Source organism: Bacillus niameyensis (genome assembly GCF_001375535.1).
In the GTDB taxonomy this organism is placed as follows: Bacteria; Bacillota; Bacilli; order Bacillales; family Bacillaceae_C; genus Lederbergia; species Lederbergia niameyensis.
This window is the reverse complement of sequence record NZ_LN831197.1, coordinates 1,470,392-1,493,773: the sequence shown is the minus strand read 5'-3', so window position 1 is coordinate 1,493,773 and position 23,382 is coordinate 1,470,392. Positions and strand designations below refer to the sequence as shown.

The following is a 23,382-nucleotide window of genomic DNA, read 5'->3' as shown; positions in this document are numbered from 1 at the left end:
AAAAGTATAAAAAAAGTTACTTTTGTTTAAATTACTTTGATTGAACAATAATCTAAATGTAGAAAGAGCCTGATGAAATTCATGATTTCTTCAGGTTACATACTGATTAGGTGGCAGTCGGGTATTGACAATAAAGCCTCTACAAGGAATTGTTCTAAGAAATCACACAGGGTATCTGCCTTTTAAGTCTCAAGGCTGAGCTTAAAATACATCTGGAGTTCATTACTTGAAATTCGGCTGTACGGTAAAATGTATTGACGTATAACATTTATTACTTAATGCCAGGTAGTTCTAGTAAATAGATTGGAGAGTGGGTGTGTGAAAAGAGATATTCGTCTTTCAGAGAAATTTTTAATTTCGGGCTACGCTTTTATTTTGCTATTCATGTTAGTCCAGGATTTGGTGCCATTGGGGACATTAAATGACATAAAGGCTATTGCTTCCGTACAGTCATTTAATGAAACAATAATTGTTACAATGATAGGCGTAGTTCAAATAGTGGTTTTAATGGGTGGGGTACTATTTTTCATTGGAAAAAGATACCCTGTTTTGATAAAGGCTTGGTTGATCATTCATCCATCATGCATCTTATTAGGAGCAATCAAGTCTTGGTGGATCCCGTATTTTTTTGGGATAGGAGCTGAGGAAAAAATAGAAAGATACAATCTAATCTTTGGAAATACCCATGCTTTCTTACCTGTCATGAACGGAATCGTACCAAATACTCTTCACACTATTTTTCACTTAATATTGCTTAGTTGTATCATTTTAACTTTCTATATTTTTCTAACGGATAAAATGACAAAGAAATTTTCTTTCCAATCGTCTTCTTCATTAGATGAAGATCAAAAGCCTAATTCCTAACTATCTTGAAATTGGAATAGGGCTTTTTCATTTCCATCCGAATTTAAGGGGATTTGTATTCATATTTTTAGTAGCTATCCATACTAATAGCAGGATAGTGTTTTATTAAAGGAATTTTATTACAGATGGCGAACAATATGTAAGATAGGAAATAAGTGTATAAAATTACGGAGTTAAATGGATATGAAGATGTAGTGAGAAAGAAGATTATAACAATTATTTTTAACAAGATGATAAAGTCAGTTTGCGTGCTATTCAATGTTATGTTTTTTGCCCATTGGATTGGAAAAAAGGTAATATAAAACTACTAATGCTTAATGAACAAACGGCGGCAAGGATTAAAAAGCAACACTTTCTAAAGTATTGCCCCAGTAGTGACTCTAGTAACACCCCTTCAAAAGCTCCCTTTTCTCATATCCCATTAGACTTCGAATTACTTCGAATGGGTTCCGTTGTTTAGTAAATGCCTTTTAAAAGATTGCCTTTTTAGGAGAGATCGAAATGCGAATTGGAATTATAACAGATATACATGGTAATTCAGCTGCACTCAAAGCCGTACTTGACGAACTTGATAATTTAAAGCATGTTGATCATATTTACTGCTTAGGGGATATGATCGGCATCGGCCCCGACTCTAATGAAGTATTGGACATGATGTTTTCACGGAATGATATTTCAATGATTACAGGTAACCACGATGAAGCAATTTTGGCATTAGCTACAGATGAAGAATATCCAAAAAGTCATTCCCATGTTAGAGAGCACCATCAATGGATTTTAGACAGAATGGATAAGGTCTATTTGCCAAAGTTAGCTCAATTACCACGCTTGATTGAGCATACCATTGAAGGCACTTCCATACTTTTTATACATTATCAAATGGATAAGGGAAAACAAAATGAGCCAATAAGCAAGGATCCGTTTAGTTCAATCGTTGAGCCCTCTCTTGATAATCTCAATTCTTTGTTTAAAGGTAGAAATGAAGACATCATCTTTTTTGGTCATCATCATCCCCTTCAATACTTTAGGGGGGAAATGAAAATATTCTTGAATCCAGGTTCTCTTGGCTGTAATAATAAGCCTAAAGCTCCTTATTCGGTTGTAACCATAAACGATGGTAAGGTCGAAATAGCACTTGAGGAAGCAAATTATGATAACCGTATTTTCTTAGAATCGTACAATAGGCTAAAAGTACCAGATTGCGAATTTATTTTAAAAGTGTTCCACGGAAATCAAATTTAGTAAGTGAAGCAGATTTGTTCGAAAGTACAGATCCAAGAGGAGTAAACTCCTAATATTTAAATAAATAAAATAGTTAGTAATTTGCTGAGGATGATAAAATTGGATAACGTTATAAAAATAAAGGCACTTAAATTCCCCAATATTCCTCACTATGAGTGGGAGGGAGAATTAATTCAACACAGCCCAGATTATGTACTTGTTTTATGTAAACGAGGCCGAAAATTAATTCATCATACTAAAAATAAAGTGTTCACTATTAATAATACTTCTTTAGAATATTTCTCTTTAAAAGAATGGTTCACTGCTGCGCTGGAAGTAGAAGATGGAAAGATTGTTTCTGCTTATTGTAATGTAGCCAAACCATCAGTCTATTATCATAATCAAATAAGTTTCGTTGATTTAGATTTGGATTATATTAAGGAAAAGAATAAAGAATGGAAAGTCGTTGATGAAGAAGAATTTGAAACCAATAGTGTTCAATATATGTATCCAGTACAATTAAAGAATGATGCTATGAAAGCGCTAGATGAGTTAATGGAAAAGGTTAGAAAAAGTGAATTCCCTTTCAATAATCAAATAGTGTCTCTACTTGAAAACTCCGATTTATAAAAATTCACAATCTACGCTAATCTTATTGTTTCCGTAACGTTCCTGCTGAGCAGTTTAGCTATTATAACGAAAAAGAAGGAAATTCCTTCACTGGATTTTTCAAATAACGGATCAGTTGTAAATGCATTTATGGATTAGGGGGCAAAAAGTTGAAAAAACTTGGATTAATTCTTGTGATTGTAATCGCCTTTGCAGCTGTGTTTATAATTTTTAATAAATCATATTATCCATCTCTCCCGATAGATGGTTTATCAGCAAAGCAAGTGATTCAAAAATTGGAGGAATCCGATAATGAAGTAGTAGAAATAGCAAAAGATGGTGATATGACTTGGTATATTACACGCAGCGGAAATGAAGGTATTTTGCATGCGGATGAAAATATTAAACAAATGATTGCTTCAAATGGCTGGGAATTCAAAGAGAAAGATGGTAGTGGGCTATTCTTTAAAAAGGACGAGGATAGATTGATAGCTACTACTCAAATGTGGACTGAAAAATATGTTCTCGTAAAAGTGCAAAGTGAATTGTAAAAATTAAAACAGGGGTTAACCATCTAAAAATGTTTTTATTTTTTTGTCACAAAACTCCCTCCTCATTCGTTTTGATTACAAACAAATGTAGGAGGGAATTCTTTTATGTATAAATATGATGTTACCATTGTAGGTAGTGGATTGGCAGGATTAACAGCCGCGAATTTTTTGGCGAAGAATGGAAAAAAGGTAGTTTTTTTTTAGAAAAATCAATCGTCCTGGTGGAAAAGGCGATCTCAAATAATAAAAATGGGGTTCTTATGAACTTGGGACTGCTTTGTGCCTTTCTGGGGATGCCACAAACATTTTAACTGAACTTGGAATATCACTACCAGGTGGAAATGCTTCGAAAGACGCTCGTCTTCATGGCATTTTGAACAATTCTGTTCATGTCATACCGACAAATATTTCATCAATTATGACCTCAACACTAATATCATGGAAAGTTAAATTTGTGTTCGGTAAATTAATGTTAAAGATTATTAAAATAAATATTAATTCGATTCGGGAAGTAAGCCTAGCGGAATGGGTGAATTTAGGTAGGTTACCACGTGTCCTTGCACACCAAGATCTAAGTAAACAAAATATGTTCATAAATAAACATAAAGGTGCGAAAAAGCAATTATCGTTAATTGATTGGCAATTTTTAAGTATATCAGGGCTAGGTGAAGACTTAGGGAAACTATACGGTGTTGCATTGAGCCAACAAGATATTCCTATCGGAAAAGCGGAATATTATAAGGAATTACTCTTTACAAACTATATAGAAGGTCTAAGAGAAGCAGGTTGGGATGGGGATGTTACGTTACCAAAATACGGATTTTATATAACATTTGCCTTACGAAGTGCATGGGAGGTACCGAAACTAATTAAGCTAGCAGCAGATTATATTGTGAAGTCTAATAAGGAAAAGAAACATGCAATAGAGTTACTGACACGAATTACAAGTATGCAAGTGGAATTAGGTAAAGAAGCAGAACTAATTTATCCGATAGCATATAATTAAAATGAACACATTATAATAATACGATTGAGTATGTTTGGGAACTGGCTCATTATTATCATCACAGTTAAGTATCTAAACAAAAGGGGCGTAACTTCAAGAAGGAGATCGCTCCTTTTTTATAAAAAACTATTTGCGGAAGGTGTTTACAATTAACATATTAATTATTCAACCGAAACTTGAAAAGGATATTAAGCAACTCGAAGTAGAACTGATGAACAACCCTGATGCTGATATAATCATATTCCCAGAGGGTTACTTGAATGAAAATGTGAAAGAAGCCTGTAGTTTAGCAAGAAGGTATAATACTGTACTTATTGGGGGATACAGAAGGTTTCAAGAAAGTCCAAAAGATAGAGCGATAATAATAAATCGTCATGGCGAGGTAATTTTAGATAGAGTAAAATATAGCCAAACTTCATTTGTTTTGGTAGAAGGCCTGAAAGTTGGTCATATTCTTTGTGACGAATTAATTGTTCAAGGGATTAATGGTGATGATTATAATAATATCGACTTAATTGTTCATCCAATTGGTGTAGGGATGTTTAGCAAAGAACAATTTAACGAATGGATAATTGAAGCTACAAAAATAGCAAGTAAATACAATACGATGATTATAGGAACAAGTCATGCCGATGGTTCTTTTCGAAATATGGAAGTTTCTATACCAATTGCTTATTGTATTAATAAGAATGGTTCAGTTATTTTTATTTCAGAGGATGATATTCGATCTCGTATTCTGAATCTTGAAACTAAGGAAGTGTCATTTCCAAAGGGAGCAAATATAATTAGTTCTAACTGAACAAAAGGAGAAGTTAATTAAATAAGTATTACGACTTTTTATGTTACAGCATTAGACTTATGAAGCGACCGAAAGTGGAGGTTATGAGTTTTCAGGAAGGAGTCCAGAGATGAAAAAATTGATAGTTGTAATCCCGTTATTAATTGCAACCATATTGATATTTTTTATAAGCGGGAATAGGTTTACGGCGCTAAGTGCTGCTAAAAATAACGCTTACCTTTCAAACGATGCAGAGCTATTACAACAGTATGATACAGGTTCATTTAATATTTTTTTATTTAGGAGCGATGAAGAAGGGATATATCAAACGGTACTGTCTGAAAAATCAGGTCCGTTGTACCGCAGCAATGCATCAACAAATATTCCGTATAATTCTGATCCTATTCAAACTGTTGGCGGCATTAGTTTTACAAGTGAAAAAGATACAGTTACTTTCCTAAGTGTAATCTCATATGATGAGGAAGTTGCATATATAGAGGCTGGGGTCGAGCCGAATGTGGAAAGAAAAGAAATCCGTAAAGGAGAACGTATCTCTTTCATGTTTCCATTCAGTGAGCAAATAGACTTTCTCTCTCCAACGGCATTTAATAAAGAGGGGAAAAAGCTTTATTATTATGGATATCCGAAAGATACAAATGTAATTCAGAGAGAAGATTTAAAGTGGCATAAAATTAACGAACCTTACTAAAGATTTTTCTCAATAAGAGGAGCAATAGTAGAAAGTGTAGCGGAATTCTAATTCTCCCTTAATGCACACGATGTGGATTTGTTAAAAAGGTGGTAGGAAAAAATGGGGAATGTGAGGAATTAAAAGGTGGAAAATGAATACTTTAAAATATTTGATAATGATAGAAATGAAATAGGAATCGCTTCCCGTAAAGATGTGCATAAACTTGGATATTGGCATGAGACTTTCCATTGTTGGTTTGTAACTAATTATAAAGAAACGGATTATATTTATTTACAGCTTCGCAGTGATACAAAACAAGACTATCCGAACCTTTTAGACATAACAGTCGCGGGTCATTTAATGGCTGATGAAAGAGTTCAAGATGGTATTAGGGAGATTAGAGAGGAAGTAGGTATTCATGTTCCTTTTAATGACTTAGAGAAATTAGGAATAATAGAGTATAGTATTACAAAAGAAGACTTTATTGACAATGAAATAGCACATGTCTTTCTGTATAAATGTGAGCATAATCTTAATGATTTTTTTGTCCAACAGGATGAAGTTTCAGGTATTGTTTTAGCTGAATTTAAAGATTTTAGTGAACTTTGGTCAGGGAAAAGAGAAACAATTAAGGTTAGTGGATTTAAAATTGATACAGAAGGTAATAGACACAAGTATTATGATGACGTTGGGAAGGACAAATTCGTCCCACATCAAATTTCATTCTATAAAGAGGTTATAAAGAAGATAAAGGAACGAATTTAAAATGAATTGCCCAAAAAATGTCTAGGACCTGTTTAGTGATCGAACTATGAACATCCAGTTAAAAGAAATAGTTTCGAGGAAGATCTTAACTAAGGCAAAAGGATATTTAGATGTTGGATTTACCCATTCCTTGAATCCGTATAGTGGATGTGGTTTTTCTTGCCTGTATTGTTATGTTAGAGAAATGCCGCTTCAAAGATTTCCATGGGGAGATACGAAATGATACGAGTTTCCAAACAAGAAGCATATTTAGAATAAGATTAAAGTGGGAATAGTTCCATTTCCTCAAATCTACTTATTGGAAATATAATGTATACTGTAGATATCTAGCCTATAGACTTAGATAGTATTATTCTAGGAGATTTGCGATGAAATTAGATTGTTTGATTGTCGATGATGAGGTTGCGTTAGCTGAAACCACTAGTGAATATTTTAATATGTTTGAGGTCAAAACAGCGTTTGTCACAAGTGCTAACGAATGCGAACGTTTTTTGACGGAACATGAACCCTCCTTGATTCTCCTAGATATTAATCTTGGAGATGCATCAGGATTTGATTTATGCAAAAAATTACGGAAAACAACAGAGATTCCGATTATATTTATAAGTGCACGTTCCAGTGATGACGATGTTCTAATTGCTTTAAATATAGGTGGAGACGATTATATACAAAAGCCTTATACATTAAGTATTTTGTTAGCTAAAGTAAAAGCTGTTTTAAAAAGATATGGTAGTGGCATGAACAATCAGCAAGAGGTGTTAGAATTTGGTCAGATCCAAATTGATACAAATCTTCATCGTGTCCGCGTAAATGGTGCTGATATTCAATTAAAAACGATGGAATATAAACTCTTGTCTTATTTGGCGAAAAATAAAAATCGAATTATCGCAAAAGATGAGTTGTTTCAAAATGTATGGGGAGATTCCTTTGTAGGCGATGGAACTTTAAATGTACATATTAGGCATTTACGTGAGAAGATTGAAGATGATCCAAGAAATCCGCAATTTATAAAAACTGTATGGGGAACAGGATATGTTTTAGAGGATACTAACCAATGAGAATAAAAGGGCTAGTTGTTTTAATTCTAGTTGTTTTTAGTGCATGTATGATCCCACTCGTAATAATAATGAAGGATAAAAATATATCTGAAGTGGATCTTGTGGCTATTAATGAAGTGGTTAAGACTGTTGAAAAAAATTGGGGCAATGAGGAGTCATTTCGCAATATTAATTTTGAACAACCATTTTCCATTGTAGATGATTCGGAAAATGCGATTTATCAAACACCGGGCTATCATTATAATAATTTAAATGAGTCCATTAAAAATCGAGATACCATTATCGACGTGAGGAAAAATGGCGAGATCGTAGGAAAAGTTATTCTCTATAACGATGAAAAAGAAATAATACAGCAAATGAAAAGTGAACTGACTGTGTCCGTAAGTTTGATAATGGGTCTATTAATGATGATTAGTCTCGTATATATTCTATATATTCATAGAACGTTATTGAAGCCATTTCAACAGCTCCAAAGCTTTGCGGCGAATGTGGCTCGGGGCAACCTAGATGTACCTTTAAATATGACCCAGAACAATTACTTTGGCGCCTTCACGGAAAGTTTTGATTTAATGCGTGAAGAACTGAATGCTGCCCGTCAAAGAGAGTATGAATCCAACCGCAGTAAGAAAGAGCTTGTAGCTACATTAAGTCATGATATTAAGACGCCTGTAGCTTCGATCAAAGCCGTTAGTGAATTAATGCTTATGCAAGCAAAAGATGAAAAGCTTATGAAGCAAGTGAATACGATCTATTCGAAAGCAGAGCAAATTAACTTACTTGTTACGGATATGTTTCATGCTACTTTGGAGGAACTGCAACAGTTAAAAATAAACATAATAGAGGAAACGAGCGAAGAACTGGTTGGAATGATTGAAAATGTCAATTATGATAATCAAATTTTCTGTAACCCCATTCCGCCATGTATATTATTAATGGATCCCCTCCGTATGCAGCAGGTAATCGATAATATTATCAGTAATTCATATAAGTATGCGGGAACAAGTATTACAATTACGTCTCAAATAAATCAAGGGTATCTTGAACTACATATTTTAGACTTTGGACCAGGAATCAGCAAAGAAGAATTACCACTGATTTTTAATAAATATTATCGTGGGGGAAATGTCCACGGTAAGAACGGTTCAGGTCTTGGGCTGTATATATCCAAATACTTTATGGAAAATATGAATGGTCAAATTAGCTGTTTTAACCGCCATAATGGTTTTACAGTCGTTTTGAAAATCAAGCTAGCTTAAGATTTTAGAATTAATTAAGAATTGCATAAAGATTTAATAAGGGTTTATTTTGTATGCTAAGACTGTAATCAAATTTACGGTCTTTTTTGTTTTGAGGTCTCGAAGACAAAGCTGAAGAGATCATGCCAATTTTGTCCCTGATCGCTTGTCTCAGAGACAAAATCATAGAAAAACTGTGGATATTGTCTTTGAACAGGTTCTCGAAGACAAAATTAAAGAAAACGAGCAAATTTTGTCCCTGATCGGTTGTCTCAGAGACAAAATCATGGAAAACTGTGGATATTGTCTTTGAACAGGTTCTCGAAAACAAAATTAAAGAAAACGAGCAAAGTTTGTCTCTGATCGGTTGTCTCAGAGACAAACTCAAATGAAAAATGAAGAATTTGTCTCTGACCAAGTTAATTTGGTTGAAAATTAAGGAGAGTGACTTTAAGTGATGAAGAAAACCATTATTAAAACGGATAAGCTGTGTAAAACCTTTTCTAGCGGTGGAATTCAGCAACATGTATTAAAAAATCTAGATATTCGTTTAATAGAAGGAGATTTTACGATCATTATGGGTAGCTCAGGATCGGGGAAATCTACCTTGCTTTATGCCATTAGTGGTATGGATAAGCCAACATTGGGTGATATCGATTTTGCTGGGGAAAATTTATCAAAATTAAACAATGATCAACTCGCAATATTTAGACGAAACCATTGCGGCTTTGTATTTCAACAAATTTATCTGCTAGATAATATGAGTGTACTCGATAATGTAATGGCAAGCGGCCTATTAGTGAAAAAAAATAAGCGGGAACTTGCCAAAAAAACGAAAGAACTGCTAAACCAAGTAGGAATCAATGAAAACTCATGGTCTAAATTTCCGACACAGCTTTCTGGTGGTGAAGCTCAACGGGTTGGGATTGTCAGAGCCTTAATTAATAGTCCGAAAATGCTTTTTGCAGATGAACCAACTGGGGCATTAAACTCTAGCTCAAGTGAGCGTGTATTAAATGTATTTTCGAATGTAAATCATAGTGGGCAGAGTATAGTCATGGTCACACATGATATTCAAACAGCACTACGTGGAAATCGAATTCTTTACTTACGGGATGGCGTCATTTGCGGGGATTTGCAGTTAGGTGGATATAACAGCGAGAAAGAAAATATTGAGCGTCATGAAAAACTGAGGACTTTCCTTACTGAAATGGGGTGGTAAGATGAGGATTATGAATTTGGCAATGGCCAATATTAGAAAAAGCAAATCTGCCAGTGTCTCGTTATTTCTCTTTATCTTAGTTGCTGCGGTCCTTTTAAATATTGGTCTAATGGTTACTACCCATATAAGCACGTTTTTTGATAGTAAAGTTGAACAATTAAAAGATCCTCATGTAACGATTGTAATGAATAATGCTAATTATCATTCAACATATGGGGAATATATAGTGAATTATCCAGGGGTAATGGAATTAGAAGCTGAAGAGATTATTCATATGTCCATTGCTAAATTTAATTTTGGCAATGGTGAACTGTCTAATAATGTGGTCATTTTTAATGCGGATGCAAACCGGGATATTGGATCATTAAAGTTGATAGAGAAACTAAATACTGCAAATGCTAATGAAATTTTTGTTCCATATAGTTTTAAAACAAACGGTGGGTATGAACTAGGTGATGATTTTCCCATCACCTATCAAGACAAAGAGTATAAGTATCAAATTGGCGGATTCTTTGAAACAACGATGATGGGCATGAGCAACATGGGTGTTATGAAATTTATGTTGCCGGAAACTTCCTATTTAAAATTGTTAAATGATCTAGACAAAGAGGCGGAAGGAAGGATTGTATCCGCCATAATGGAAGACCAGACACAATCAGCGAGTTTAGAAAATGATTTTATCCAAAAATTTCAGCATTCTATCGAGGAAGAAGGAGCTTCTTATATTTGGGGATTTAATGTTGAGATGGTGAAGGATGTGAATACCTTAACCATTAATATAGTAGCAACTATATTAGTAGCTTTTGCGATTATTATCGTACTCGTTTCACTAATTGTCATTAAATTCAGGGTTTCAAGCAGCATTGAAGATGGAATGGCGAATATCGGTGTCCTTAAAGCGATTGGCTATACAAGCCGGCAAATTCTTTCTTCTATTATTCTGCAATTTATCTTAATTTCTATTAGTGCAACCTTGCTAGGAATTGCTTTGGCATATGTTCTAATGCCTTTTTTTGGCGATATTATTTCATCCTTATCTGGATTAATTTGGCTTCAAAGCTTTGATATCATCATTCATTTAGTTAGTATTTTATTTGTTGCTGTTTGTGTTGTGAGCGTGACTTTACTATCAGCCTTCCGTGTTCGAAAGATCCCACCTGTTGAGGCGTTGCGTGGAGGAATTCAAACACATAGCTTTAGAAAAAATTACTTTCCGTTAGAAAAAACACGTGGTGGACTTCAATTCTTACTTGCTATTAAATCCATGCTTGTAAATGCAAAACAAAATATGATGATTCTCTTAATCACGATTGCTTTAACTTTTGCTTCTATCTTTGCGGTGGTTCTTTATTACAACATCGCTTCAGACAAAACGGCTTTCGTTAACCTATTCGGGGCGGAACCAGCAAATGTGTTTATCGCAACTAGCGCCCAAGCAAATACGAATGAACTTTTGCACAATATAGAAGAAATGGATCATGTAAGAAAAGTAAATCTATTTGACCTCATCGAAACAAGAATAGATGGTCAAACCGTATATACAAATGTTGCTGTTGATTATAACTTGTTAGAAAATAATATTGTCTATGAGGGGCGTCAGCCAAAGTATGATAACGAAATATCGATCTCCTGGATTGTATCCAGTCAAATTAATAAGGGGATTGGTGATACGGTTGAAGTGGAATATGGGAATGAAACAGGCCGTTTTTTAGTAACTGGCCTTAGTCAATCAATCGGTAATTCAGGGCAAGTAGCCGCCTTAACATTGGACGGAATTCAACAGCTACAATCCGATTATAAAGGCTCAGTCCTCTATGTATATTTAGATGGTATAGCAAGCAAAGAATTTATAAATCATGTCCAGCAACAATATGGGGATGATATAGTGGATACATTAGATATTGATGAAAATATAGAGAGCCAAACAGGTATGTATACTGCTGCTGTGTTTGCTGTTATGCTGGTCGTTTTGGCAATTACTGTTTTAGTTGTTGTGATGATTCTGTATCTCGTTATCAAAACAATGATTATTAAGCGCAAAAAAGAGTTTGGCATTATGAAAGCTATAGGCTATACAACATTTCAACTGATGCATCAAATATCGATTAGCTTTCTTCCGGTAATCATTACGGGTGTTATCATTGGGGGAGTACTTGGCTTTTTTTACACAAATCCTATGCTTTCCGTATTACTTTCTAGTGCAGGGGTTAAACGTTTAGATTTTATCATTCATTTACCGACTATTTTAATGATTTGCGTAGGAATTTCTATTTTAGCTTACATTGTCTCAATGTTTGTATCTCGAAGAATCAAGAAAATTTCTGCCTATGGTTTGATGATAGAGTAGTATGAGTTAAATCCTAGAAAAACTAATTAGCTTGATAAAGCGACTGATCTTAATATTCTTGGCATTTCAACGCATTTATTTTATATAGGCAGGAAAAAAGCAATCCATATTCTTATTTGGCCAATCTGCAAAAAAGGATCGCATCTTGAGTGGACATGGTGCTGGGCACTATGTTCCGCTCATACTTGGGAACTAAATTTTTTTAATTTATGATATAACGAAAAAGTAATAAAGACAGGGAACTTTGATAGAATAATTATAATAGGCAATTGAATTAGCAAGTCATACATTTCCAAAAGCCTTGCGGATCTAGCAGACTTCATTTTCCGGCTGGAAGGCTAACTTAAAGCGAATGAGCGGTGATGAACTCCATAGACTATGTGCTAGTTCAATTGAACTTTTGCTGTTTTTCATTCCGCAAGTTTGTAACGTGTTTGGGGAAGCTGTTGAAGGTAGGATTTCTCTTCTTTCTTTATCGCGAATTTTGTCGAACGATGAATATTGACATGATTATGAGTCTAGTAAATAATTAATGGTAGAATATACCCTTTTCTATCAATTACCTCAATGAAAGCCTCTAACCCTACACTAATGGAAACGAACACGACTAATTACTCCTTCGAGAATTTATCATCCCTTGATAGCCGCCACAACAACTAATCCTATTTTGTACAATACGTCAGCTCACTTTATTGCTCATTAGATTGGGCATATAAAAAATCTCCCTATTGAAAGGGGGTGAACTCATAATGGGGCACGATATTAGCGGATACAATAAAGCGAATGAAAAAATTTGCTATATTCGCTTTAATATGAGTAATCCAACCGCCTTTCTATTTTATAAATTATTAGACGCTCAAGATTATAATGGCGGCGTAAGTGGAATTGGGGCATACGAAACATATGAATTACCAGATATTGAGAAGGCATTGGATCATTACTATGAAATCTTTGGTAATGAAGGTGATATCATAGATCAAAAGAATCTTGACTTTGCAACATGGCAACGAAGAGAAATACTAAAGTTTATTAATAGTTGTCTGGAAACTGCCATAAAAGAGGGAAGTGTAAGAGTTGCTTTCGCCTAATTCAAACTATGATTAAAACATGGATGCGAGAATTGATGAAATGAGGTATATTCGCATGCTTAGGTTTACTCTAAAAAGTCGATTATTTTTTTAAATGCAATGTAAAATGGAAATCAAGTACCATAATGAATTTTTCGGTACAAGATTGATCTGACACTATAATACCTACTGCATATCCACGCAATCTGAATCCACATGATGAAATCAAAAAATTTCTTTGCAATAGCTGCATAGGCTGGGCTGTAACTTTTCCTTAAACCGTTTTTATAAATTGCGTAATTTCATAAAAAAATATCAAAATCTATTTACTGGATAGGTTTTAAATGATTCTTCGGAAGAACCCACTCTTATGTATTTTTGGCAAGTTCACAAAAATATTCAACCATAGGGAACAGATAGCAAAGGAATCGTTTTACTTAACTATATAATTTTTGTAAACTTAATTAACAAGCAAATTAAACGACTTTTATACACTAACTTAGTGAGAAAATGGGTGATTATGATGACAGATAGAGATAAAGCTAGCTATCAAAAGGAATTGCCACAAGAACAACGTGAAGAATTACTTATTATATTGAAAGCCCGATTTGAGAAACATATGCATCGTCATAAAGGGGTTGAATGGGCTAGCGTCCAAGCAAAGCTGGATACTAATTCTGAGAAACTGTGGTCACTAAGTGAAATGGAAAGAACTGGCGGAGAACCAGATGTTGTTGGTTATGATGAAGAGAATGATGAATACATTTTTTATGATTGTTCAACAGAAACTCCTAAGGGGCGCAGAAGTATTTGTTATGATCGTAAGGCTCTCGAAGCAAGGAAAAAACATAAACCAGAAAATAGCGCTATTGATATGGCTGCTGACATTGGTATTGAAATTTTAACAGAAGAACAATATCGGGATCTGCAGACTCTTGACAATTTCGATATGAAAACGTCGAGTTGGGTACAAACACCGGCTAGTATTAGAAAGCTTGGCGGGGCTATCTTTTGTGATCGGCGCTATGATACTGTTTTTGTGTACCATAATGGAGCTGACTCCTATTATGGTTCCAGGGGTTTCCGCGGTTTGCTACGGGTCTAAATTTAAAAAATAAAAGCTTGGAAATTTTTTGAGTATATATATCGCCACTAGGGAACTAATCCTAAGTACGGTAAAGTTTGACCGAACTAGATTAGTTCCCTTTCTTTCAATAAGAGCATAATTTGATGGGGCTAATGGGAATTCAATTGGGGAAAATGAGAGGTGTTTCATGAATGTTTTCTAAAGAACAATTACAGGCCTTAATTGACGGGGAAATTGTAGGAAACGAGTTCCCGTATGATACTAAAAATGAGCAAGAAATTGAAGCTCATATTCGCCGATTATTTTATCGGATCAACCGCATTCCTAATATTGTCTGTGAAGCAGAATGGAATCATTTTGGAAGTGGCTACGCCTCCTTTGTTGAATTTTTTTGTTATCAAAAAGATGATGTTTTAATCGTTGAAGAGAAGTACGATCTGCGGGAGATAAAGACTGAAGGGATCATTTTTGACATTTGCCGTTTAGCACCTGTTGCAATCATGGGCGAAGATGACAGATATAAAACAATTCGAATCGAAACGAATGAAGATGTTAGTGGTGCCTATGGTTCCTTGATTGATGGCCAAAATCGATTATGTATAAGTGAGAGATTCCAAACTATGGAGGAAAAGTTGAAACAAGCGTTAATGGAGTTTGAATATGAACTGCTAGAGGTAGAACTAGTAAATCAACCATTGCCTTTTCAAACGAAAATCCCAACAATCTACAGGAAACCAAACGAGTATTTAGTCATGGATGCTATTTTTTATTGGGAAGATTAACTCAAATGTAAAAAGCACATATATGGAGTAACTGCATTTGAATATTTGATAAATATAAATTAATATGAAGGAATTAAGAGGATCTTTGAAAAAGTTGTAATGGAAAACGTACTTTTTTGAAGTCTTTAGGGTAATGTGAAAATTAGATTACTAAAGGGGTTTGAACTTGAAAATTAAAGACTTTACTTTAGCCGCAATTTTTTTATCTATTATTTTATTACTTGCTTTTACACCATTTGGGTTTATACATTTAGGTGTTATTAAAGCGACTTTGATTCATATTCCAATAATTATAGCTTCGATTATTTTAGGACCAAGAATTGGTGCTTTTCTAGGACTTATGTTTGGCTTCACTAGTATCGCAACAAATACGATCAGCCCAACATTACTATCATTTGCTTTTTCACCGGCAATTCCTGTTTTAGGAACAAGTCAGGGGAGTTTTTGGGCGCTATTTATTGCCATTGTTCCAAGAGTAATTATTGGATTTATTCCTTACTACATATTTAAGGTTGCTCAGAAAGTTATAAGAAGGAATGAGTCGAATCAAAAGCCGGCGTTACTGTTAACTGGCATACTTACAACGTTCATTCATACATTTTTAGTTATGGGTTCTATCTCTTTGATATTCAATGAAGCCTATGCTCAAGCAATAAATGCCGGTAGCATGAGTGCCATTTATAAAGCGATTTTAACTGTGTTTTTTACAAATGGCCTTGCTGAAGCAGCACTTGCTGGAATTGTAACAATGGCAGTGGCCCCGCCGTTATTGAAAATATCAAAAAGTAAATGACTAAATAAACTCTTATACAATTTTGGAGAGAAAAAGTGTTAGTAAAATGAAAGTAAATATAGCCATATTAAAAAGAGGTGACAGCTTAATAATCGCATCACCTCTTTTTTAAATCGACCGTAGACTCCTACTTCAAAATTCGCGAAGAAATCAAAGTAGGGGATAAACGGTAATTGTAGTTCTGTTATGCTATTGATTTAACGTCTGCCTGTAATGTATATTCCTTTTTACCATGCAAGAAATAATATAGTACGGTCGATATAAGCACAGCTAATCCAAGGATGATATATAATGGTCGATAACCTGTTAAAGGAATGATAAATCCAAGTATATATGGCCCAAAACCAAGTCCGGCATCAAGTGCGATAAAGAACGTTGAAGTGGCCAATCCCATCCGGTGTACTGGTGTTAATTTAACTGCTATCGCTTGTGTGCTTGACTGCATATTACCAAAGCCAAGACCGATCAGAGCTCCGGCCATGAGTAACATATAGCCTGTGTGAACTGTACTGAGGAGCATCATTCCACCAGCTAAAATGATGAACCCAGGATACATAATATAGTTTGCCCCTTTCGTGTCCATTAAGCGTCCGGTAAAGGGGCGTGAGAATAATACGGCGATCGAATATACAAGAAAGAAGAAGCTTGCCGCACTAACTAGGTTAATTTCATTTGCATAGAATTTGATAAATGAAAGAACACTTGAATAACAAAAAGCAATAATAAGTGTTATTATTGCAATCGGTACAGCGTTTGGCTCAATAAAGTTTGATAGCTTGAAGCCTTTTTCTTTCGTTTCAGAATGTTGATTGGCCGTGACTTTAACAGCAGGAACATATACAAACAATGATGTAATGAAACTAATAATTCCTAAAATGACGGAAAAAATAAAAATCAATTGGAATGTAGTATGCTGCGTCATAAATAGGCCGATGAACGGGCCAATTGCTGTAGCCAGAGTCGTACTCATACTAAAGTAACCAATTCCTTCTGCTTTTCGTGCCGCTGGAATAATTTGGGCAGCGATCGTTCCAGTAGCGGTGCCGACAATACCAGCAGCAACACCATGTAATAACCGGGTTGTTAGCATGATGCCAATATTAGAGCTTATTAAATATAGAATTGTTGTTAAGATAAAGAAAAAAAGGCCAATAAATAACGTTTTTCTGCGCCCAATTGACTCAATGAAACGACCGGTAAAAAGTCTGCCGATTAAAGAACCGATAATAAAAATACCTGTGACGAGACCTGCAACACTTGTGGATGCATGAAATTGTTCAACCGCGTATTCTCCAATAATGACGATTAATAGATAAAATACAAGATTTATTAAAAAATTTATTCCTGAAACTATAATAAAATCTTTTGACCATAATGTTTGTCTAGATGAATTCACTTTTTTAACTCCTTATTTTGTGATGTTGTCTCGAATCTCCCCCATAATCCGAATAGTCTCTATTTGTTCTTGTTCAGTGATCCCCTTTAAAATCTCCTCTTCATATTGATCGATTGTTACCCGGACCTCTTTATATACTTTTTGTCCAGCTACTGAAAGCTTCATTCTTTTTTCCCGTTTGTCCTTGCCTGGAACATATTCTACATAACCTAGTTCCTCTAAACGGTTCATCGTTCTAGTGACAGTTGGCTTCTCAACACTCATATAATGGGAAAGTTCCACTAGTGTAGCAGTCCCATTATTGGCTAAATAATATAAAATGCTCCAATGTGCTCTATAGAGTCGGTGTTCAGCAAGGTGGATATTAAGTCTGTTTTCAAAGGGACGGTACAGCATAAGAAATTGATGAAAGAACTTTTGAGAAGTTTTAATAGAAAGCACCTCTTTTATAAAAAATGTAGTTACCTAAGATAATAGTTATCTTGGGTAACCTTTTTTAGTGTATCATATTAGCTTGCGGATGTCATTCCTATTTGTGAAATTAAGAGTAAAAATTCATTCAAAACAAAACTGAATTGTGTGGAGTTTTTCGTGTAAATCGACAACTGATAAGCTAGAATATGATTAGAGTTTATAAATTTTAATAGACATGAAGACAAATTGATAAGGAGAATAAACATGGACAAACACCAAAGTGATATGGAAGAAAGGCAACGTTTAGCACGAAAAATAGAGTTTTTGGACAATCCTGAAAGATGGGATCTTTTACCGCCGGAAAAATTTTTGGAATTGCTGCCTATAAAAAAAGGAGATCATATTCTTGATTTAGGTGCAGGTACTGGATATTTAGCGCTTCCAGCAGCTCGAATGGTTGATGGAATAGTATATGCACTTGATTTTGACCCCAACATGTTAGAGATGATTGATTCCAGAGCTAAAGGTGAAAATATAACGAATATACAATTGCTTGAAGGGAGTATTGACGATATTCCACTTGCAGAAGCTTCAGTTAATATTGTACTAGCTTCTTTAGTTTTACATGAAGTGAAACCATTATCAAAAGTATTGGAACAAATTAAACATGTATTGAAAGAAGACGGGTATTTACTATGTTTTGAGTACGATACAAAAGAAAGTCCTGTTAATCGTCCACCTATGCACGTAAGAATTCCATCATCTACTATGGAAGAGGAATTAAAAAATGCTGGGTTTAGTATCGTACAAAAAATATTCCCTGAAGATTATTTGTATATATTTATTGTTAAGAAGTAAGAAGGCGAGCCGTGACTGACCTTATTCAAAGAGGAGGATTTGATGAAAGTTTTTTATCAGTTCAAACAAAATGAATCGGAACAGATCATCAAACACTTTGGGAACGTTTTTTATGAGAAAGTATTAAGGGATATTAGTCTATACGTAGACAAATGGGCCTTATCATTTTTTAAATTTATTCCTTCCTATTCTGCAAATATTGTCTTTACTTGTTTTTCGGAAATTTATGGAAGCACTGTGCTTAAAATAGGTAAGTCTCCTTCTAGAGAAGTTTTGACAGAGTTCAATACTTTAAAAGAATACGAAGCCTCACGATTTTGTAAGGTTTTTGATGCTGATATAGAAAATGGGGTTATTTTGGAGGAGTTCATCGAGCCTGGAATTCCATTAAGAAATGAGAGATCACTAGATGTAAGGTTGTCTGTATTTTGTAGCTTATATAAAGATTTACATATCATGCCTGTTAATGCGGAATTATATCCTACATATACAGAATGGGTATCTAGAATTACCGAATACATAAGCCGCAGGGAAGATTGTAAGGAATTAACTTTGTATATGAATAAGGCTGAAGAAATTTGTTTAAGTCTTACTAGTTTGTATCCGGAAAAAGTGCTCCTACACGGTGATTTCCATCATGATAATATTTTGTTGGGAAAAGATGGTACATATAAAATCATCGATCCGAAAGGGGTTATAGGTGATCCCATTTTTGATATACCACGATTTATTTTAAATGAATTTGATGATGAACTTACGATGGAAACGTACAAAAAAATAAATGACATCATCGGTTATTTAGAAAAAAAGCTAATGATTCCGAATAACATTATAAGAGAATGTTTATTTGTGGAAACAGCAATGGGCATTTGCTGGTGTGTAGAAGATGGGGCAACTCCAGAAGAGTACCCAGGTTTAGTAAAAACGGTTGCGTTTGCGGAATCTATTTTGAAGAATGGGCCATTTAATCTGGTGTAATATATTTCTATTTATGGGTGGCGCCGGAGGTAGTCAAGGTCATCGAATGATTTCAGGAATGATTCAGTTGATATAGAATATATAGTTCGTATTTTAAGAAGAAATTGTGTGTTGATAAAGGTTTGTAATGTTAATGTTCGGAATTTAGTCTGTCTGAATTATTTTATTTCTTCCTTTTTTATTGTAATCTAGGAACAATGTGCTAAAATAAAACCACAAAATAATTAAATAACATTCACTCATATAATAGCGAGGATATGGCTTGCAAGTTTCTACCGGTTCACCGTAAATGAACTGACTATGAGAAGCAAAAAAATAGTAATAGATTGAAATTTTCTATTATTCTATTTATGATTTCTTTCGTAAAGTTCGAAGGACTTTTGCTCCACTCGTAGATGATTGGATGGATTAGTTCTTCGGCTTTTTTTGTTTTTTTTAACGAGAATTATTCGAAGGACTAAGTAGTTTGTACACCAAGGGAGGTTAGCAGAAGTTGAAAGAGGAGAAATTAGTAGGAAAAAAAGGCTGGTTGGAACCCGTTTTTCATTTAGATGAACTAGGAACAACCGTGAAGAAAGAGATGCTCGCAGGACTCACAACATTTATCTCAATGTCGTATATTTTATTTGTTAATGCCGACATATTAGGAGATGCCGGAATGGATAAGGGAGCTGTATTCACAGCAACAGCCATTTCAGCTATTATCGGCTGTCTGTTGATGGCATTTCTAGCAAACTATCCAATTGCAATCGCTCCTGGGCTGGGAGATAATGCCTTTTTTACATATTCGATTGTTATTGCGATGGGTGTACCTTGGGAGACAGCATTAGCAGGCGTTGTAGTTGCTTCTCTTTTATTTTTTATTATCTCATTTATGAAAATTCGGGAAATCGTAATTGATGCAATTCCTCATGACTTAAAATTGGCGATGTCTGCAGGTATTGGAATTTTCATAGCCTTTGTAGGTCTCCAAGGAGGCGGCATCATTGTAAAAGAAGATTCCACGTTGGTGACGATCGGTTCATTTACGAATGGTGAAATTTGGTTAACGATCTTTGGCTTTATTGTAATCATTATTTTGATTGCACGTAAAGTTTCTGGTGCTATTTTTATAGGAATGGTAGCAACAGCTATTTTAGGCTTGGTCACTGGCTTAATCCCTTTACCAAGTAACATAGTCTCCTCCATTCCTAGTTTGAAGCCAACCTTTGGAGTAGGATTAAAGGAAATTGCTAACATTAATACATTGCAATTATGGTCGGTTGTCTTACTTTTCCTTTTTGTTGCTTTCTTTAATACGGCTGGTACATTAATTGGTTTAGCTGAGCAAGCTGGCTTTATTAAAAATAATAAGATGCCGCGAATCGGTCGGGCATTGACAGCTGATTCTACATCTATGTTAGCTGGTTCTGTTCTAGGTACTACACCTACTGCAGCATATGTAGAATCATCTGCAGGGATTGCGATTGGCGGACGTTCTGGATTAACAGCACTTGTAGTCGCTGGACTCTTTTTTCTAAGTATGTTCTTTTCCCCAATGTTGACAGTATTTACGTCACATGTAACAGCGCCTGTATTGATCGTTGTAGGAATTCTGATGGTGCAGCCTTTAAAAAATATTGAATGGCATAAGTTTGAAATTGCTGTTCCTGCGTTTTTAATTTTGGTAGGCATGCCACTAACATACAACATTTCTTATGGGATTGCTTTTGGCTTTTTGACGTACCCGATATTGATGGTAGCAGCTGGTAAGTGGAAAAAAGTTCATCCAGTCATGTACGTTCTATTCTTTATCTTTCTACTATTATTATATATTCTAAATCACTTGAACTAATTGGAGGAAAATAAAATGAAAATGACAGCAGCATTATTAAAGGAATATGTTCAAGCCGGCGGCGCGAAAATTCCTTCTGATAAAGTAATTAAAAATGGGCAATTAGTTAATGTTATGACGAGCGAAGTGTATCCAGCTGATGTAGCGATTTATAAAGGAAAGATCGTTGGAGTAGGGGACGTAGCCTCGTACATTGGTGAGAAGACTGAAATTATTGATGCAAACGGCAAGTATCTTGTTCCAGGATTAATTGATGGTCACATTCATGTTGAGTGCAGCAAGATGAGTATGACAAGTTTTTCTAAAGCAGTAGTTCCGTACGGTACAACGAGTGCAGTATCTGGTCTTGATGAGTATATTTCTGTTGTAGGTATGGATGGATTACAGGAAATTTTTAAAGAAATTGAAGAATTGCCGCTTCGTCTTTATTGGGGAGCACCTTACAAAACACCTTACACGATCCCAAAATCAACAATTGCTTTCAACATCACACCTGAGGTGCAAAAAGAAGTCCAATCTTGGCCACAATGCTTTGGCGTTTGGGAAACAGTTCGCGAGGCAGTTCAAACCCTTGATGAAGATACAATGGAAACATTGTCGATTGCTCACAATAACCATTTGCCAATCTTTGGGTGTGCACCGATGGCACGCGGAATTAATTTGAATGAGTACTTATCAGCAGGAATTCGTTTAGACCATGAAAGCTATGACCATGATGAACTAGTGGAGAAAGCCCGTAAAGGAATGCACGTATTAATTAGGGAATCATCTGTAACAAACTTTTTAAATGAAAATATTCGTGCGGTGACAGAAGTGAATTCAGCTATTGGTCGTAGAACAAGCTTTTGTACGGATGATGTGCATGCGACAGATATTTTGAGTAAAGGGCATGTCGACCATTTAGTTCGATTAGCAATTGGAGCTGGAGTAACACCGATGGTTGCTATTCAAATGGCTACTATTAATAGTGCCGAAGCTTATCGTATCGATGATCAAGTTGGATCCATTTCTCCGGGACGATTTGCAGATATTCTGTTTGTGGAGTCTCTTGAAGAATTCAAAGTGGATACGGTTATTAGTAAAGGGGATATTGTTGCTAAAAATAACCAAATGGTCGTTGATCTTCCAGAACCAAAACGCAGTCCGCTATTGGCTTCAAAATTGAAATGTGAAAGAACTACTAAAGAAACGTTTGAATATAAAGTGGGAATTGATAAAGGAACTGCAAAAATTCGTGCAATCGAAAGCCACGGTGCCTTCGTAAGGAAAGAAAAATTCGTTGAACTAGATGTTGAAGATGGAAAAGTTGTTTTAGATGTAGAAAAAGATGTTGCTATGGTCTCTGTTCTTGAGAGATTTGGTAAAAATGGAAATCAATCATTAGGATTCGTCGCTGGTTGGGGATTAAAACGCGGGGCAATGGCCTCATCTTCTGCGCCAGATGATAACAATTTAATTGTAATGGGAACAAACTCTGAGGATATGTCATTAGCTATCAATACACTAATTGACTGTGGTGGCGGACAAGTTATTGTGGTCGATGGTGAAGTTATTAGTTTGTTGAAATTGCCAATTGGCGGAATTGTAACGGACGAAGACCCAGAAACGTTAGTAGCGAAAGAAAAAGAATTACATGAGGCGATTAATGTTCTAGGCGGAAGCGTTCCTGACCCGATGTTTTACATGAGTTTCCTTCCAATTACAGCTATTCCAGATCTGGCCATTACGGATGTAGGAAACGTTGATTGTGTAACTTTAGAAATTTTTGATCCGATTACAGAATTGATTCCAGAATAATAGATTCAATATGAAAGAAGAGTAATAGT

Annotated in this window: 23 protein-coding genes, 1 pseudogene and 1 riboswitch; of the genes and pseudogenes, 22 read left to right on the top strand and 2 right to left on the bottom strand. The window is 35.1% G+C overall.

All coding sequences use genetic code 11. The features are described from left to right. Positions 1-318: 318 nt before the first annotated feature. The 18 genes and pseudogenes from BN1243_RS07360 (at position 319) to BN1243_RS07285 (ending at position 16,076) form a co-directional block, all read left to right on the top strand. Positions 319-864, top strand: a complete 546-nt coding sequence (locus tag BN1243_RS07360; protein WP_062105552.1) for a hypothetical protein — start codon at positions 319-321, stop codon at positions 862-864. 501 nt (positions 865-1,365) lie between these two features. Continuing rightward, the gene (locus tag BN1243_RS07355) at positions 1,366-2,106 is read left to right on the top strand and encodes a metallophosphoesterase family protein (RefSeq protein ID WP_062105550.1); all 741 of its coding nucleotides are present in this window, start codon (positions 1,366-1,368) and stop codon (positions 2,104-2,106) included. 99 nt (positions 2,107-2,205) lie between these two features. Further along, a complete protein-coding gene (locus BN1243_RS07350) occupies positions 2,206-2,715 on the top strand; it encodes a DUF402 domain-containing protein (RefSeq protein ID WP_230200122.1) in 510 nt (169 codons plus the stop codon). Positions 2,716-2,864: 149 nt separating this feature from the next. Beyond that, complete coding sequence (locus BN1243_RS07345) at positions 2,865-3,245, top strand: hypothetical protein (RefSeq protein WP_062105546.1); 381 nt, start codon at positions 2,865-2,867, stop codon at positions 3,243-3,245. Between the two features lie 105 nt (positions 3,246-3,350). Further along, positions 3,351-3,449, top strand: a complete 99-nt coding sequence (locus tag BN1243_RS21610; protein ID WP_084781842.1) for an NAD(P)-binding protein — start codon at positions 3,351-3,353, stop codon at positions 3,447-3,449. 265 nt (positions 3,450-3,714) lie between these two features. Beyond that, positions 3,715-4,251, top strand: coding sequence for an oxidoreductase family protein (locus BN1243_RS07340; protein WP_230200121.1), 537 nt, complete (start codon positions 3,715-3,717; stop codon positions 4,249-4,251). A gap of 139 nt (positions 4,252-4,390) precedes the next feature. Next, on the top strand, positions 4,391-5,050 hold the full coding sequence (locus BN1243_RS07335) for a carbon-nitrogen hydrolase family protein (protein WP_230200302.1): 660 nt from the start codon (positions 4,391-4,393) through the stop codon (positions 5,048-5,050). A gap of 109 nt (positions 5,051-5,159) precedes the next feature. Further along, positions 5,160-5,738 (top strand): hypothetical protein, encoded by a 579-nt coding sequence (locus BN1243_RS07330; RefSeq protein ID WP_062105542.1) that lies wholly within the window; start codon positions 5,160-5,162, stop codon positions 5,736-5,738. A gap of 126 nt (positions 5,739-5,864) precedes the next feature. Continuing rightward, a complete protein-coding gene (locus BN1243_RS07325) occupies positions 5,865-6,485 on the top strand; it encodes an NUDIX hydrolase (RefSeq protein WP_062105540.1) in 621 nt (206 codons plus the stop codon). A gap of 46 nt (positions 6,486-6,531) precedes the next feature. Continuing rightward, positions 6,532-6,699 (top strand): annotated as a pseudogene (locus tag BN1243_RS22500) (radical SAM protein); the annotation flags it as partial. Positions 6,700-6,853: 154 nt separating this feature from the next. Next, a complete protein-coding gene (locus BN1243_RS07320; protein ID WP_062105538.1) occupies positions 6,854-7,543 on the top strand; it encodes a response regulator transcription factor in 690 nt (229 codons plus the stop codon). Then, the gene (locus tag BN1243_RS07315) at positions 7,540-8,799 is read left to right on the top strand and encodes a HAMP domain-containing sensor histidine kinase (RefSeq protein ID WP_062105536.1); all 1,260 of its coding nucleotides are present in this window, start codon (positions 7,540-7,542) and stop codon (positions 8,797-8,799) included. Before BN1243_RS07320 ends, BN1243_RS07315 begins: the two co-directional genes overlap by 4 nt. Positions 8,800-9,235: 436 nt before the next feature. Continuing rightward, positions 9,236-10,000, top strand: a complete 765-nt coding sequence (locus tag BN1243_RS07310; protein ID WP_062110474.1) for an ABC transporter ATP-binding protein — start codon at positions 9,236-9,238, stop codon at positions 9,998-10,000. 1 nt (position 10,001) lies between these two features. Then, positions 10,002-12,347 (top strand): ABC transporter permease, encoded by a 2,346-nt coding sequence (locus BN1243_RS07305; RefSeq protein WP_230200120.1) that lies wholly within the window; start codon positions 10,002-10,004, stop codon positions 12,345-12,347. 749 nt (positions 12,348-13,096) lie between these two features. Continuing rightward, positions 13,097-13,435 (top strand): hypothetical protein, encoded by a 339-nt coding sequence (locus BN1243_RS07300; protein WP_062105534.1) that lies wholly within the window; start codon positions 13,097-13,099, stop codon positions 13,433-13,435. A gap of 502 nt (positions 13,436-13,937) precedes the next feature. Continuing rightward, positions 13,938-14,519 (top strand): DUF4256 domain-containing protein, encoded by a 582-nt coding sequence (locus BN1243_RS07295; protein ID WP_062105533.1) that lies wholly within the window; start codon positions 13,938-13,940, stop codon positions 14,517-14,519. Positions 14,520-14,692: 173 nt separating this feature from the next. Beyond that, positions 14,693-15,283, top strand: a complete 591-nt coding sequence (locus BN1243_RS07290) for a hypothetical protein (RefSeq protein WP_062105532.1) — start codon at positions 14,693-14,695, stop codon at positions 15,281-15,283. Between the two features lie 166 nt (positions 15,284-15,449). Beyond that, positions 15,450-16,076, top strand: a complete 627-nt coding sequence (locus BN1243_RS07285) for an ECF transporter S component (RefSeq protein WP_062105531.1) — start codon at positions 15,450-15,452, stop codon at positions 16,074-16,076. A gap of 184 nt (positions 16,077-16,260) precedes the next feature. On the opposite strand, the gene BN1243_RS07280 is transcribed toward BN1243_RS07285, so the two are convergent. Together BN1243_RS07280 and BN1243_RS07275 are read right to left on the bottom strand one after the other, a co-directional pair. Next, positions 16,261-17,472, bottom strand: coding sequence for an MFS transporter (locus tag BN1243_RS07280; protein ID WP_062105530.1), 1,212 nt, complete (start codon positions 17,470-17,472; stop codon positions 16,261-16,263). A gap of 12 nt (positions 17,473-17,484) precedes the next feature. Beyond that, entirely contained in the window at positions 17,485-17,904 is a 420-nt protein-coding gene (locus tag BN1243_RS07275; RefSeq protein WP_230200301.1) for a MarR family winged helix-turn-helix transcriptional regulator, read from the bottom strand. 246 nt (positions 17,905-18,150) lie between these two features. On the opposite strand from BN1243_RS07275, the gene BN1243_RS07270 reads away from it, so the two are divergent. From BN1243_RS07270 to BN1243_RS07255, 4 genes are all read left to right on the top strand, one after another. Then, the gene (locus tag BN1243_RS07270; protein ID WP_062105529.1) at positions 18,151-18,744 is read left to right on the top strand and encodes a class I SAM-dependent methyltransferase; all 594 of its coding nucleotides are present in this window, start codon (positions 18,151-18,153) and stop codon (positions 18,742-18,744) included. 42 nt (positions 18,745-18,786) lie between these two features. Next, on the top strand, positions 18,787-19,722 hold the full coding sequence (locus tag BN1243_RS07265; RefSeq protein ID WP_062105528.1) for an aminoglycoside phosphotransferase family protein: 936 nt from the start codon (positions 18,787-18,789) through the stop codon (positions 19,720-19,722). A 219-nt stretch (positions 19,723-19,941) separates the two neighbouring features. Next, positions 19,942-20,043, top strand: a riboswitch (purine riboswitch). Between the two features lie 208 nt (positions 20,044-20,251). After that, a complete protein-coding gene (locus tag BN1243_RS07260; protein WP_456061829.1) occupies positions 20,252-21,556 on the top strand; it encodes an NCS2 family permease in 1,305 nt (434 codons plus the stop codon). 15 nt (positions 21,557-21,571) lie between these two features. After that, complete coding sequence (locus tag BN1243_RS07255) at positions 21,572-23,353, top strand: adenine deaminase (RefSeq protein WP_062105526.1); 1,782 nt, start codon at positions 21,572-21,574, stop codon at positions 23,351-23,353. Positions 23,354-23,382: the final 29 nt, after the last annotated feature.

Coding starts and splice junctions, on each gene's coding strand:
- BN1243_RS07265 (WP_062105528.1), top strand. CDS start 18,787: ATGAAAGTTTTTTATCAGTTCAAACAAAATGAATCGGAACAGATCATC.
- BN1243_RS07300 (WP_062105534.1), top strand. CDS start 13,097: ATGGGGCACGATATTAGCGGATACAATAAAGCGAATGAAAAAATTTGC.
- BN1243_RS07305 (WP_230200120.1), top strand. CDS start 10,002: ATGAGGATTATGAATTTGGCAATGGCCAATATTAGAAAAAGCAAATCT.
- BN1243_RS07290 (WP_062105532.1), top strand. CDS start 14,693: ATGTTTTCTAAAGAACAATTACAGGCCTTAATTGACGGGGAAATTGTA.
- BN1243_RS07255 (WP_062105526.1), top strand. CDS start 21,572: ATGAAAATGACAGCAGCATTATTAAAGGAATATGTTCAAGCCGGCGGC.
- BN1243_RS07355 (WP_062105550.1), top strand. CDS start 1,366: ATGCGAATTGGAATTATAACAGATATACATGGTAATTCAGCTGCACTC.
- BN1243_RS07320 (WP_062105538.1), top strand. CDS start 6,854: ATGAAATTAGATTGTTTGATTGTCGATGATGAGGTTGCGTTAGCTGAA.
- BN1243_RS07340 (WP_230200121.1), top strand. CDS start 3,715: ATGTTAAAGATTATTAAAATAAATATTAATTCGATTCGGGAAGTAAGC.
- BN1243_RS21610 (WP_084781842.1), top strand. CDS start 3,351: ATGTATAAATATGATGTTACCATTGTAGGTAGTGGATTGGCAGGATTA.
- BN1243_RS07330 (WP_062105542.1), top strand. CDS start 5,160: ATGAAAAAATTGATAGTTGTAATCCCGTTATTAATTGCAACCATATTG.
- BN1243_RS07270 (WP_062105529.1), top strand. CDS start 18,151: ATGGACAAACACCAAAGTGATATGGAAGAAAGGCAACGTTTAGCACGA.
- BN1243_RS07315 (WP_062105536.1), top strand. CDS start 7,540: ATGAGAATAAAAGGGCTAGTTGTTTTAATTCTAGTTGTTTTTAGTGCA.
- BN1243_RS07295 (WP_062105533.1), top strand. CDS start 13,938: ATGACAGATAGAGATAAAGCTAGCTATCAAAAGGAATTGCCACAAGAA.
- BN1243_RS07310 (WP_062110474.1), top strand. CDS start 9,236: ATGAAGAAAACCATTATTAAAACGGATAAGCTGTGTAAAACCTTTTCT.